Genomic DNA, 13953 nt, shown 5'->3' on the forward strand with positions numbered 1-13953 from the left:
AATGCGTCTTTCGATTCACGCCGACAATACCTGTTCGCAATGGCGAACGTCTGTTATTATTTTTTTAACATGCTAGTATCCCGACCATAACATCCATTTCAGAGTCAGCCCCCGCTAGTTTTTCTTGATGTGATGATGCAACAGTGTCATGATGGAGTGGATTCTCTACAAGGTAATTACAAATATTTGCAACTGATGCTATTATATAATTTACTGTCCACCAACAAAATGCTACAACAATATTAATACTTAAAGCATTTACATTATTATCAACACTTAAAGTATCTTCTTTTGATAGTGGTTCTAATGGAATATTGCTCGCAATATTTGTTTCTTCTTGTTTTTGTATCTCATCATATGTACTGCTTAGAGTCATAGATAAAATTATGTCTTCATCTAAAATATTTACATTATTATCAACATTCAAAGTATTTTCTTCTTTTGATATTGATTCTAATGGAAGTATATCGCTTTTTGTTTTTGGTTGTGATCTTATTTCTTCAAATATACCGCTTAGAGTCATGGATAGAATTTTGTTCGGCTCTAAAGTATATTTTTCTTTCTCTAGACTCAGTGTTTTATTTGAACCTAAGAGTGTTTCGCTTGTTATTTTATTAGTCATAAAGATCCCCTATTTTAGTTGTTAATTGGGACTGTTAACAAAATAATTTTAAAGCTATTCTGTTAATAGTCCTATAAATAATGTGCCTGATTTTATACCTAGAGTCAATTTATTAACTTATATTAATGCATGAAAATGTCGATTTCATTCCAACCTATAAGGTCTAAATTAGCTCTTGTCGGTAAAAAGCGGAAAATATCTTGGGCAAGTTCAAGCCTATTTTCTCTAAGTAGCATTTTTTGTAAAATATCTTTTAACTGATGCAAATAAAGCACATCTTTTGCTGCGTATTCTTGTTGTTCCAGAGATAAATTTTTAGCTCCCCAGTAAGAAGATTGTTGTTGTTTGGAAATATTTATGGAAAGTAGCTCTCGACATAAATCCTTAAGACCGTGGCTATCAGTATAGGTTCTAACGAGCTTTGAAGATATTTTAGTACAAAAGATATTTTCTAAATCTATACTCAAATATTTTTTTATAGCTGCTAAATCAAATCTAGCAAAGTGAAATATCTTGCATCTAGTTTTATCTAACAATAATGCTTTTAAATTAGGAGCAGTATAATCTTGATTTACAAAATGAACAAGATGGGCTTCACCGTTGCCGTTACTAAATTGTAACAAACAGAGTTTATCTCTATGTAGATTTAACCCCATTGTCTCGGTATCTATAGCAATATCCCCTTCAAGTTCAAAATTATTAGGTAGGTCGTCTTGATAAATTTTAATGTTCATAAATTATGTTCAATTCCTTTTAATCAATAATGTTGTTTTGGATGTCATTCCTGCGAAAGCAGGAATCCATCATAAAGCGAGATAACCTAAGCTTTTATTTTAATTTCAAAAATTTGCTGTATGTATACTTTTTTTGGATTCCTGCTTTCGCAGGAATGACATAAAAGTCATGAAACAAGACCTACAGCTCCTCGCAATGACGATGTTTACCTTTGACTAGGTGTATCTTTTATTGTAAACACCTGTTCTTTAGGATCTGCTACTCCTAAAACTTTCTTTGCTTGTTCTTCTAACATATCCTTATTTAGCGATTCCGTTCGGAGTAATTTGACGTTATGTTCAAGTTCTACTCTTTCTGCTCGTAAGCCTTTTAGTTCATCATAAGCTTTTTCAAGCTGCCTATTTACTTTTAAATATGCAATAATCCCTTTGTTACCATATATGCAATGAAAAACAAAATATCCAAGCAGTAAAGCTAAAAAGATATTTAAAATTATTTTTTTAGAATGATTGTTTAAATGTATTATCATAAGTTATAATGGACCAAATTTTCCGTCATTGCGAGGAACGTAGTGACGAAGCAATCTCAGGATGTTTGACGAGATTGCCACGCAGCCTACGGCTGCTCGCAATGACGATTAGAGTATACTTATAAAAAACAATACCGGAGCGGTTAAAATAATACTATCAAATCTGTCCAAAACTCCTCCATGGCCGGGTATTATATGACCGCTATCTTTAATATTAAATTTTCGCTTAAAATATGAAATAAATAGATCACTTGATTGAGCTATTAATGCTAATATATAACTAATTATAAACAAATAAATTTTATTTGCAAAATAGTAATTTTCAATATGAAAGTTTGGGATAAAACTAACTAATACCGCAACCAAACCTGCGGATAATGTTCCCGTAATCAGACCGCTCCAAGTTTTTTTAGGACTGATTTTTGGAGCAAGTTTTGCTCCTTTAAAAGTTTTGCCGCCAATCATTGCAAAACTATCTACCGACCAAATTATGCAAAAATAAAGCATAATAAGCCATCTATTGGTATCTTCCATACTTAAAAATATTAATAGGCTTATAGGAATCGGAATAATAATTAGCCCGATTAATAGATAAGGAATAGAAGAATAGGTCATATTATACCATTCACTTAACATTCCCATACCCACTAATATCATTAAAATATAGAATAAAGGCTTAAACCATAATATAGCTATAACAAATAACGGCACTAAAACTATACCAGATAGGATTCTTAAATATATATTTTGTTTATCTTTTGCCAAATGTTCTTTTCCTTTTTGAGTAATCATTTATAGCTTCTATTATATCATCTTTATTAAAATCGGGCCAATATTTGGGTGAGAAATATAATTCAGCATAAGCTGCTTGCCAAAGCAAGAAATTACTTATGCGATAGACCCCGCTCGGTCTTATTAATAAATCTACATCCGGCATTTCAGGATCATATAAAGCGTGTCCTATATCGCTTTCACTTATTTCTTTTTTACCGCTTGCAATAATTTTTGTGCAGGCATCAACTATTTCTTGACGACTTCCATAACTAAAAGCTATACAAAGCGTTATTTTATTATTATTTTTTGTTAATTCTATAGCATTATTTATTTGTTTTTGCAATGAGCTACTTAATAAATTAAGCCTACCTATTACTTTTATTTTAACGCCGTTTTTATGTAAACTGTTTAATTCATTTTTTAAATAAATACTTAATAATTTTATTAAGAAATCTACCTCCGTGCTTGAACGTTGCCAATTTTCGGAAGAGAAAGTATATAAAGTTATATAAGGTATATTAAGGTTAATAAACTCAGGCAGTAATTCACGAATTTTATCGGCACCTAGCTTATGTCCTTCAGATTTTGTTAAGTTATGCCGAACTGCCCAACGAGCATTACCGTCCATTATTATTGCTAAATGTTTTATGTTAGTCATTATTTTATATTTTAAATTTTGCTGCATGAATAGATTTTCCGTCATTGCGAGCGACTGCAAGGAGCGTGGTAATCTCAGGAGTCCTACTTTATGAGATTGCCACGTCGAGGCTTTGCCTCTCCTCGCAATGATATCAGTATTCATATTTTAGGTATTTCGATTCTTACCGATAACCCGCCTAAATCCTTGCTATCCTCTAAATAAATAGAGCTTTTATGATCGTTTATTATTTCTTTAGTAATAGCAAGCCCAAGTCCTACGTTACTTGCATTATCAAGCTGTCTTGCTTTATCCGATCTATAAAACGGTTTAAATACAAGATGTTTTTCCGTATCATCTATACCGGGACCGTTATCCTCAATAATTATAGCTACCGTAGATGAATTATCTGTCAAAGATATTTTAATTTTATTTCCATATTTTATAGCGTTACCGATTAAATTAGACAAGGCTCTTTCAAAAGAATTCGGTTTAATTCGTACTTTTGAATTATCTATATTATTAAGTTTTATAAATTCAATATCTACATGTAACCATTTGTTTAAAAAATGTTCTATCCAAGGTAATAATAAAATTTCTTCAAATTCTTCTGTACTTTCACCTTTAGCAAAATCTAAATAAGAATTTATCATTTGCTGCATAGTTAATATATCTTGTTTTAACCCTTCAATTTCTTCGCTTTCTTCCATCAATTCAAGTTGTAGCTTCATTCTTGTTAAAGGAGTTCTAAGGTCATGCGAAATCATAGCAAGCATAGTGGTTCTTTTAGTAATTTGTTTTTCAATACGGGCTTTCATTTTTAAAAAAGCAAGCCCTGCTTTTCTTATTTCTAAAGCTCCTGAAGGTTTGAAATTTTTGCCTTTTAAAACACCTCGACCAAATTTATCCATGCTATCCGCAAGAGTGAGTATTGATTTAATTTGATTTTTGGAGAAAATAATAGAAACAGAAAGTAATATAACAGTTAAAGATATAATCCATAAAACAAATATATATACTGTAGGATTAAGTAGTAATTTTGCAGGAAAAGTAATATATAATATTCCATCTTTTAATTCTAAAAATACTTCGATTTTATTTTCTTTATTTAGTTTAACTATATTTTTTTCATGGATTTTTGTAGCTAAAATATTTTTAAATATAGTTAGAGGCTCACTTAATTTAGGTTGTTTTATAGATAACTTTTTATTAAGCTGAAATTGATAAGATAAATTAAGATAATTTTCCGATAAATGGGTTATCTCTCTTGAATTATTTCTATGTTCTTTAATCAGTGATTCTATTTCATTAATAATAATAGTACTAGTATAATATGAAACATTATACCAATGACGATCGTAAAACAAAAATATAGCAACAATTTGCCCTATTAAAATCGGAATGATTATAATGAACATAAATCGTACAAATAATGTTCTCGGTAATAATTTAGATATAAAGTGCATAGCCCTCATTACGCACGGTTTTTAAATATTTCGGCTCTTTTGGATTATCTTCTAGTTTACTTCTTATTCTTGTAATTTGTACGTCGATAGAACGCATACTAAGCCCGCCCATAATTTTTGAAAGTTCAAAACGACTAGTAGATTTACCGGAATTTTTTATTAATATCTCAAGTAATTTTTGTTCGGTAGAGCTAAGAGATATGATTTGATCGTTCTTAGTGAATTCCTTTGTATCAAAATTATAGAAATTATTGCCAAATTTAATTATATTCGTTTCTTTTTTAAAGTTATTATAATTATTAATTAAATTATTTATCCGAAGTAATAATTCTCGTGGTTCAAAAGGTTTAGTTATATAATCAGAGGCACCGGCTTCAAGTCCTTTAACACGGTCATCGGCTTCCGATAAAGCAGTAAGCATAACTATAGGAATATTATTACCGGCATCCCTTATAGTAGTAGCAAAATCAAGCCCTGTTATTTCAGGTAACATAACATCTAAAATAATTAAATCATAATTAGAAGTTTTTAATAGATTTTTAGCTTCTATGACTGAGCTTGCCGTTGATACTAAAAACTCGTTTTTATTTAAAAACTGCTTTAAAAGTGTTAATATTCTGCTATCATCATCTACGATTAAAATATGTGCTTTATGTGGTTGCATGTATACTCATTTAATTTGAAAATTGGTGTTAGCTTTTCCGTCATTGCGAGGAACATAGTGACGAAGCAATCTCAGGAGTTTGTCATTATTTCATGAGATTGCCACGCAGCCTATGGCTGCTCGCAATGACGTTTAGAAATCTTAATTTAATATAAATATAGGTTAATGACAATGATAAAACTAGAGCAAATTTTTTGGCATATTTGGATTAATGGTGATTTAGTTCCTTATCAATTCGCAAGGATTCATGTTTTAACTCATAGCCTGCATTATTCAGGATCGGTGTTTGAGGGTGAGAGAGCTTATAACGGCAAAGTTTTTAAGTTAAAAGAACATACGGAAAGATTAATAAAATCAGCAGAAGCATTAGGTTTGAAAGTACCTTATAGTGTAGACGAGATAATAAAAGCTCATGAACTTGTAATAAAACAGAATAATATTAAGGATGCATATATAAGACCGCTTATTTGGTGCGGAGACGAATCGCTAAATATTACTAATCCTGATTTGTCTACTAATCTTTTGATTGCCGGTATTCCATCAATGCCAAGGTCTTTTGAGAAAGGTATAAATTTGCATGTAGGTCGCTGGCGTAAAGCAATACCTGATAGCACTCCGGTACAATCTAAATCCGCCGCTCAATATAATATGGCAATAACGAGTAAAAAAGAAGCTAAAGCTCTTGGCTATGATGATGCCTTATTATTTGATTATGAAGGATATATTGCTGAATGCACTACAACAAATATTTTCTTTGTTAAAGATAAAACATTATATACTCCAATTGCCGATAGATTTTTAAACGGTATAACAAGACAGACTATTATTGAAATTGCAAAAGATTTAGGTCTAGAAGTAAAAGAAGAGCGTTTGAAATTAGAGCAAATAGAGAATTTTACCGGATGTTTTGTTACAGGCACGGCAATCGAGGTACAAAATATTGATTCTATAGATTTAGGCAATAAAAAGATTACTTTCGATGATCATCAAATTGCAGATCGTTTGAAAAAAGAATATGGGCGTATTATTAGGGAGTAGGAAGAGCTGTGTGGGATACCCGAACCGTCATTGCGAGGAAAATTATGAAGTAATTTGACGAAGCAATCTCAGGATGTTTGACAAGATTGCCACGTCGAAACTACGTTTCTCCTCGCAATGACGATTTTGGTATCTACGCAAGCAAGCCTTCCTCGCAATGACAAATTAATAAAAAAATAAAAAACAATGAACAATATATGTAAAGGTTTAATTACCGCAACTATAACACCTTTTAAAGATAATAAGTTAGACTTATATGCTTTAGAGAGAATTTTAAAACATCAAATAAAGCATGAAGTCGATGCAGTATTAATTGCAGGCTCAACCGGAGAAGGTAGTAGCTTAAGCTTTGAAGAATATAAGTTATTACTGCAAACTAGTGTAGAAATCGTTAATAAGCGTATTCCTATAATAAGCGGATGTTCATCAAATAATACTGCTTATGCAAGAGAGCTTGCAGCGGAATCTACAAAAATCAAGGTTGATGGTTTTATGGCTAGTCCGCCATCTTATGTAAAACCTACTCAAGAAGGGATTTATAAGCATTTTGAAGTATTACATGAAGCGTGTAATCTACCTATTATGTTATATTCAGCTCCAACTAGAAGCGGAGTAGATTTTTCTGATGAGACGATATTAAAACTTAGCAAGCTACCGCGTATTTTAGCATTAAAAGATTGCGGTGTAGATTTAGAACGTCCATTGCGGATTAGAGCAATAGTTAAAAAGGATTTCAACATTTTAACCGGTAACGATGAAGTAGTCTTAGCTTTTAACGCACAAGGCGGGGTAGGGTGGACTTCCGTAGCTTCTAATATTGCTCCCGATATGTGTAAAAAGTTATTGGAGAAATGGAATAAGAATGACACTAAAGGAGCATTAGAAATCCATCAGAAATTACTGCCTTTATATAAAGCATTATTTGTAGAATCTAATCCAATTCCGATAAAATATGCTGCATATTATTTAGGTTTATGTGAAAATGAAATTAGACTCCCATTAACTGAAGCAAGCGGTAGTGCTAAAAAACAAATTGAAAACATTATAACATCACTATCCATAAAATTATGACCGAGTATAAGAAAGTTATTGCACAAAATAAGAAAGCCCTTTTTAATTATTTTATTGAAGAAAGATTAGAAGCAGGTATTGTATTAAAGGGCAGTGAAGTACAGTCTCTGCGTCAAGGCAAAGTTTCTATAGAGGAAAGCCATGCGGCAGATACCGGACATGAGGTATTTTTGTATAACTGCCATATTGCGGAATATGAGAAAGCGAATAGATTTAATCATTCTACTCGTAGACCTCGTAAATTATTGTTGCATACTAAAGAGATAAAGAAAATTATCGGTAGAATTAGAATAAAAGGCTATACGCTAGTAGCTCTTTCTATGTATTTTAATAAAAAAAATAAAGTGAAAGTCGAGCTTGGTATTGCTAAAGGTAAGAAATTACATGATAAAAGAGAATCAATTAAAGAAAAAGATTGGAAAAGAGATCAGAGCAGATTAATAAGACAGAAGTAGGAGTTTTGCTTTTTCCGTCATTGCGAGAAGAATTACGTAGTAATTCGACGAAGCAATCTAGTACCAAATTCCTGAGATTGCCGTGCGGTCTTTGACCGCTCACAATGACATTAAACAAAGCAAAAACAATATAAAAATTAAATATAGGTATTTATGCAGCATATTATAGGTAAAATATTGGTTATATTTGTAGTTGTGATAGGAGTTTTATTTGTTTTCAAAACAATGAAAACTTATTCTACAAATCCGGTTTCCGTTGAGGTTAAACAAAGCGAGGATGCAAGGAAATGTGAAGAGGAAAGAGTCCAAGAAATAATCAAAGATTATTTGCTTAAAACTCCGGAAATAATAATAGAATCAATAGAAGGCTTGCAAAAACGTAAAGTACAGGAAAATGAGACTAAAGTTAATAACTATCTAAAAGATAATAAGTTAGGTATTGAAGATAGAACAAGCTTTCCTATTATAGGAAATAAAGACGGTGATATAACAATAATTGCTTTTTATGATTACAATTGTTCTTATTGTAAAAAAGGCGATGTTTCTATAAATGAATTATTGCAAAACGATCCAAAAGTTAAAGTTATATTACGACCGCTACCTATCCTTGGAGATGCTTCCGAATATCTGGCAAGAATAGTTTTAGCCGTTTATAAAGTTAATCCAAGTAAATTTAAAGCTGTTCATGATGAACTAATAAAAATAAGAGATGTTTCTAAGGAATCTATAAAAGAATTATTAACCGAGAATGGCTTAAATGCTAAGGAAATTGAAGAAACTGCCGATAGCAATGAGATTAAAGATTTAATTATTCAAAATATGAAAATAGCTAAAAGCCTTAGAATCCAAGGAGTACCTGCGTATATAATTGATTCAAAATTAATACCCGGGTTAATAGATTTTCCACAGTTACTAAATATGGTTTATCCACTAGTTAAAGAAATTAGGGATACTCGGTGAATTTCAAAAATTGGCGGTGTCGTCTAGCAAGATCTGCGGTGCTCACGTATTAAGTATACGCTCCGCTCCTCGCCTTGCAGACTCCTTGCTCTTTTTGAAATTGACCGTCGTATCCGTGAGCGTTCAATGTACGAGTGTTCAGGATGTCATTCCTGCAAATCGTCATTGCGAACGAACGAAGTGAGTGCGGCAATCCAGCAAATAATTAAAAAAATGCTAATTTTTAGTATTTTTTAACTGGATTGCTTCGTCGAATTACTGCGTAATTCTTCTCGCAATGACGAGGATTTTTTAACAATTGCCCGGTACTATAGAATGTCTCACGCAATGATGATTGTATATAATGATTAGCCTTTTTTATTCAGTAAATCTAACATAGTTTTACCGATATCGGCAGGGGATCTAGTGATAGTTACGCCGGCACTTTGTAGAGCTTCAAGCTTATCTTCGGCACTTCCTTTTCCTCCGGCAATAATAGCACCGGCATGCCCCATTCTTTTACCGGGAGGTGCTGTAATACCTGCAATAAAGCTAACAATAGGCTTCTTGATTTTTGATTGCTTGATAAACTCGGCTGCATCTTCTTCTGCATTACCGCCAATTTCACCAATCATAATAATTGCTTTTGTTTCATCATCTTTCAAAAACATATCAATACAATCAACAAAATTAGTGCCGTTAACAGGATCGCCGCCTATACCGACACATGTAGATTGTCCAAGTCCTACGGCTGTTGTCTGTGCTACTGCTTCATAAGTTAGAGTACCTGATCTTGAAACAATACCTATCGTTCCTCTTTTATGAATATGCCCAGGCATAATACCGATTTTACATTCACCCGGTGTGATAACTCCAGGGCAGTTAGGACCGATTAATCTAGTTTTAGAACCGACTAAAGCACGTTTTACTTTCACCATATCAAGTACCGGAATTCCTTCCGTTATACATACTACTACTTCGATTTCGGCATCGATTGCTTCTAATATCGAATCAGCGGTAAAGCCGGGCGGAACATATATAACGCTTGCATTTGCACCGGTTTTTGCTTTTGCTTCATGTACGGTATTATATACAGGTAAATCAAGGTGAGTATGACCGCCTTTGCCGGGTGTAACACCGCTAACCATGTTAGTGCCGTAAGCTATCGCTTGTTCAGAGTGAAAAGTTCCTTGTGAACCAGTAAAGCCCTGACAGATAACTTTTGTTTTTTTATTTATTAATATTGCCATGTTAAATAATTTTTATTGTTTTTATTTTTTTGTGTCGTCATCGTCATTGCGAGCAACTGAAAGCGTTGTTGCATGGATTGTTATTATGTCATTCCCGCGTAGGCGGGAATCCAGTAATTTAAAGGTTATACATAATAGGTTTTTAAAATTAAAAGCTCGATTTATCTCGCTTTACCCTGGATTCCTGCTTTCGCAGGAATGACACCTACAACTTTACCGTATCGCTTCAACTATCTTATTTGCAGCATCTGCTAAATCATGGGCCGGTATTATTTCTAAACCGGAATTTGATAAAATTTCTTTCCCTTTTTCAACGTTTGTACCGGCTAAACGAACCACTAACGGTACTTTTATACCTATGTCTTTTGCTGCTGCAATAATCCCTTCCGCTATAATATCACAACGCATAATACCACCGAAAATATTAACTAGAATCCCTTGTACTTCTTTATCAGATAAAATTATTTTTAAAGCTTCTTTTACACGCTCACGATCAGCCCCGCCGCCAACATCTAAGAAATTAGCAGGCGAAGCACCGTAAAGCTTAATAATATCCATAGTAGCCATAGCAAGACCGGCACCGTTAACCATACAACCGATATTACCATCCATTTTTACATAGCTAAGTCCTGCGTTTGCCGCTCTAGTTTCTAAAGGATCTTCTTCATCGTGATCACGCATTGCTGTAATATTCGGATGCTTAAATAAGCCATTATCGTCAAAAGTAATTTTTGCATCTAAAGCTAATAAGTTTCCGTCGCTATTTACAATTAACGGGTTGATTTCAATTTGTGCTGCATCGGTTTCAATAAAAGCATTATAGACTGATTTTACTATTTCTTTCATCTGTTTTGCTTGGTTATCCTTAAAGCCTAACTCATAAGCTATACCTCGCATATGAAAATCTTGTAAACCGGTTGCAGGATCAACAGAAAATTTAACAATTTTTTCCGGAGTTTTTTCTGCTACTTCTTCAATATCAACTCCTCCTTCGGTAGAAGCTATGAAAGTAATACAGCTAGCTGATCTATCAAATACGATACTGAAATAATATTCTTTTAAAATATCACAACCTGATTCAATATAAAGACGGTTTACTTTTTGTCCTTGAGGTCCTGTTTGATGCGTTACTAAATTAATACCGAACATGTCATGGGCAACTTTCTTAGCTTCTTCTTTACTCTTAACAACTTTAACACCGCCCGCTTTACCTCTGCCACCGGCATGTATTTGTGCTTTAACCACGTATACTTCCGTATTTAACTTATCTATGGTTTCATTAATCTTTTCGGTTTTCGTAACAACTAGTCCGGTGGAGGTAGGTACGCCGTATTTTCTTAAAATCTCTTTTGCTTGATATTCATGAATATTCATTTTAAATAATTTATTTAAATAATTAAAGCACAGTATAATAATTAATCTTTAAACTGTAAAGTAGAGAGTTTTTTGTCGATTTGTCATCCCGTGGCTTGTCCGGTCTTGTTGCATGGCTCGATTTTCCTCTTGTCATCCCGTGATTTATTCACGGGATCCAGTTAAAAATATCAATAACATTGATATTTTTAGTTATTTTTCTGGATACCGTGGTCAAGCCACGGGATGACACCGAGTCGCAGTATAATAGTTTGTTCTTAATTCCCAACTGCCGTATCTATAATCTTTTCTGCCTCTGTACCGCTAATTTTTTCTTTATCATTCAGAATGAGATTAGCATTCTTTAAGTCATCCCCTATATGCTCCGCTCTTCCTTTTAAAATCTTAGCTAAAAATTGTTCGGCAAGAGCGTAATATGAGATTCTATTACCTGGTTTTGCAAATCCATGTCCTTCATCTTTGTAAAGTGCATAAACTACCGGTATATGCTTTGCTTTCATGCTATTTACAATCTGTTCTGATTCTGCCTGTACGACCCTCACATCGTGAGCACCTTGTGCTATAAATAAAGGCTTTTTGATATTATCAACAAAATTAATCGGTGATTTTTGTCTTAAAAACTCTTTTTCTTCTTCAGTATCCCAAGGTCCTATACGTGTTTTATATATACTTAACAATGGTGTCATATAAGGAGCTTTAGATTGCACATGAGTTAATAAATTAGACATACCGACAACGTCAACACCGCAAGCAAATATGTCAGGGGTCATGGTAAGACCGACAAGTGTAGCATAACCGCCATAACTTCCGCCCATAATACAAACTTTGTCAGAATCAACTATATTATTCTTAATAGTCCAGTTAACACCGTCAATTAAATCGGTGTGCATTTTACCGGCATATTCTAAATTACCGGCGTTTAAGAAATCTTTCCCAAAACCGGTAGAACCACGGTAATTTATACTTAAAACTGCGTAACCACGATTTGCAAGCCATTGATGCTCAGGATTGTATCCCCAGCTATCACGAACCCACGGTCCACCATGAACATTAATTATTAGCGGTACTTTTTTATCAGGAATATTATTTTCATCAAGTTTTACATCATTTGGAAAAGTGATATAGCTAACTAAATCAAGCCCGTCACGTGACTTGATAATTACCGGTATCATCTTAGCAAGATTATATTGCTCAAGTTCTTTGCGATTAGTAAATAAAAATTCGGCTTTTTTATTTGCCCGATCATATTTATAATATTTCACCGGTACATTATCAGCCATATAAGCAATGATCCAAATTTTATCGTCTAGCGTCCTACTATTAATAATTAAATCACCGCGATCGAGAGCTTGTAAATATTTAATATCATCTTCAATATCTTTATCTAATATTTTATAGGAGACTCTATCATAATCTATAGATACTGCTTGCGGAGTTTGTTTTGTGGGATGAACTGTAAATAAGCCGATATCGGCTTTTGAATCTTCAGCTAATATTTCTTCGCTGCCTGTAGCAAGTGTTATCGCCTTAAGGGCTGAAGTATTGCGGTTACGCCCCTCAAGCATATAAAGAATTTCGCCGCTAGCATCAAAACCGAGTATAGAAGTATTGAAAGAATCTTCCATTGAGATTTTAGTATATAATTTAGGTTCGCCGTCTTTTAGTTCATAATATTCAACAGCTCCGTCTTTATCTAGTAAACTACCGAATCTTAAATTTAAATTTTCATCAACTACGCAATCAGTAAATCTATCATTTTTATAAATTAATTCTTTTTCTAGAGTATCTAGATTTAATTTGTAAATATCAAAATATTCAGGATTACGCTCATTTAAATATATTAATATCTCATTTGGTTTCTTATGACTTGCTCCTGCTATTCCGGCTTTAACTCCTTTTTCAGGAGTAAGTAATTTTGTCTCTTTTGTCTCTATGTTATAGCTATAAATTCGGTCATTTTCATCACCGTTAAAATCTTGGGTATATAAAATATTTTTATTATTATAAGCTTTAGCATAAGACCAAATACCACGCCCTTTGTCATGGGTTATGGCTTCTGCTTTACTAATATCATCTGAGGGGGCTAGCCAGATATTTAATACACCGTCTTTCGGTGCAATATATAGAATATATTTGCCGTCGTGGGTTAGAGAAACCCTTGCTTTATCAGGGTTACCGAATAAAACTTTTCTTGGGATTATTTGATTGTTATCTGTTGCTGTTTGTTTTTGAAACATAAAAATACCGACACTTATTATTAATATAGTGCCTATAATATAGAAAATTTTACTCATTACTAATGGTTTGTTAGGTTATTTAAGCCGTCATTGCGAGAAGAAACTGCAAGTTTCGACGAAGCAATCTCAGGACTTTAGCACGAGATTGCCACGTCGCTTTGC

At 33.1% G+C, this 13953-nt stretch carries 14 protein-coding genes; 4 read left to right on the forward strand and 10 right to left on the reverse strand.

Annotated features, from left to right (window positions below):
• Nucleotides 1-64: 64 nt before the first annotated feature.
• The 7 genes from ACE38Q_RS02085 to ACE38Q_RS02115 all read right to left on the reverse strand — a co-directional run bounded on the left by ACE38Q_RS02085 (nt 65) and on the right by ACE38Q_RS02115 (nt 5427).
• A complete protein-coding gene (locus ACE38Q_RS02085; protein WP_500189912.1) occupies nt 65-622 on the reverse strand; it encodes a hypothetical protein in 558 nt (185 codons plus the stop codon).
• A gap of 122 nt (nt 623-744) precedes the next feature.
• The gene (locus ACE38Q_RS02090; protein WP_500189913.1) at nt 745-1356 is read right to left on the reverse strand and encodes a ribonuclease D; all 612 of its coding nucleotides are present in this window, start codon (nt 1354-1356) and stop codon (nt 745-747) included.
• 206 nt (nt 1357-1562) lie between these two features.
• Nucleotides 1563-1886 (reverse strand): FtsB family cell division protein, encoded by a 324-nt coding sequence (locus tag ACE38Q_RS02095; protein ID WP_011270984.1) that lies wholly within the window; start codon nt 1884-1886, stop codon nt 1563-1565.
• Nucleotides 1887-1994: 108 nt separating this feature from the next.
• Nucleotides 1995-2678: a phosphatidate cytidylyltransferase gene (locus ACE38Q_RS02100; protein WP_500189914.1), complete on the reverse strand. Its 684-nt coding sequence runs from the start codon at nt 2676-2678 to the stop codon at nt 1995-1997.
• Nucleotides 2638-3345 carry a polyprenyl diphosphate synthase gene (uppS, locus tag ACE38Q_RS02105; RefSeq protein ID WP_500189915.1) on the reverse strand — a complete coding sequence of 236 codons (708 nt, stop codon included), beginning with the start codon at nt 3343-3345 and terminating at the stop codon, nt 2638-2640. The genes ACE38Q_RS02100 and uppS overlap by 41 nt, the downstream gene beginning before the upstream one ends.
• A 113-nt stretch (nt 3346-3458) precedes the next feature.
• Nucleotides 3459-4763: an ATP-binding protein gene (locus ACE38Q_RS02110; RefSeq protein ID WP_500189916.1), complete on the reverse strand. Its 1305-nt coding sequence runs from the start codon at nt 4761-4763 to the stop codon at nt 3459-3461.
• The gene (locus ACE38Q_RS02115; RefSeq protein ID WP_500189917.1) at nt 4747-5427 is read right to left on the reverse strand and encodes a response regulator transcription factor; all 681 of its coding nucleotides are present in this window, start codon (nt 5425-5427) and stop codon (nt 4747-4749) included. Before ACE38Q_RS02115 ends, ACE38Q_RS02110 begins: the two co-directional genes overlap by 17 nt.
• A 165-nt stretch (nt 5428-5592) precedes the next feature.
• Between ACE38Q_RS02115 and ACE38Q_RS02120 the strand changes: the two genes are divergently transcribed.
• The 4 genes from ACE38Q_RS02120 (at nt 5593) to ACE38Q_RS02135 (ending at nt 8951) form a co-directional block, all read left to right on the forward strand.
• Nucleotides 5593-6465: a branched-chain amino acid transaminase gene (locus tag ACE38Q_RS02120; RefSeq protein WP_500189918.1), complete on the forward strand. Its 873-nt coding sequence runs from the start codon at nt 5593-5595 to the stop codon at nt 6463-6465.
• Between the two features lie 186 nt (nt 6466-6651).
• On the forward strand, nt 6652-7536 hold the full coding sequence (dapA, locus tag ACE38Q_RS02125) for a 4-hydroxy-tetrahydrodipicolinate synthase (RefSeq protein ID WP_500189919.1): 885 nt from the start codon (nt 6652-6654) through the stop codon (nt 7534-7536).
• Nucleotides 7533-7991, forward strand: a complete 459-nt coding sequence (gene smpB, locus ACE38Q_RS02130; protein WP_500189920.1) for an SsrA-binding protein SmpB — start codon at nt 7533-7535, stop codon at nt 7989-7991. Before dapA ends, smpB begins: the two co-directional genes overlap by 4 nt.
• 153 nt (nt 7992-8144) lie before the next feature.
• Nucleotides 8145-8951 (forward strand): DsbA family protein, encoded by an 807-nt coding sequence (locus tag ACE38Q_RS02135; RefSeq protein ID WP_500189921.1) that lies wholly within the window; start codon nt 8145-8147, stop codon nt 8949-8951.
• 347 nt (nt 8952-9298) lie between these two features.
• Here ACE38Q_RS02135 and sucD read toward each other — a convergent pair whose 3' ends face one another.
• The 3 genes from sucD to ACE38Q_RS02150 all read right to left on the reverse strand — a co-directional run bounded on the left by sucD (nt 9299) and on the right by ACE38Q_RS02150 (nt 13848).
• Entirely contained in the window at nt 9299-10180 is an 882-nt protein-coding gene (gene sucD / locus ACE38Q_RS02140) for a succinate--CoA ligase subunit alpha (protein ID WP_500189922.1), read from the reverse strand.
• Nucleotides 10181-10393: 213 nt separating this feature from the next.
• On the reverse strand, nt 10394-11554 hold the full coding sequence (gene sucC / locus ACE38Q_RS02145; RefSeq protein WP_500189923.1) for an ADP-forming succinate--CoA ligase subunit beta: 1161 nt from the start codon (nt 11552-11554) through the stop codon (nt 10394-10396).
• Nucleotides 11555-11811: 257 nt separating this feature from the next.
• Nucleotides 11812-13848, reverse strand: coding sequence for a S9 family peptidase (locus tag ACE38Q_RS02150; RefSeq protein ID WP_500189924.1), 2037 nt, complete (start codon nt 13846-13848; stop codon nt 11812-11814).
• Between the last annotated feature and the right edge of the window lie 105 nt (nt 13849-13953).

This window comes from Rickettsia endosymbiont of Thecocarcelia acutangulata (assembly GCF_964263195.1).
Taxonomy (GTDB): domain Bacteria; phylum Pseudomonadota; class Alphaproteobacteria; order Rickettsiales; family Rickettsiaceae; genus Rickettsia; species Rickettsia felis.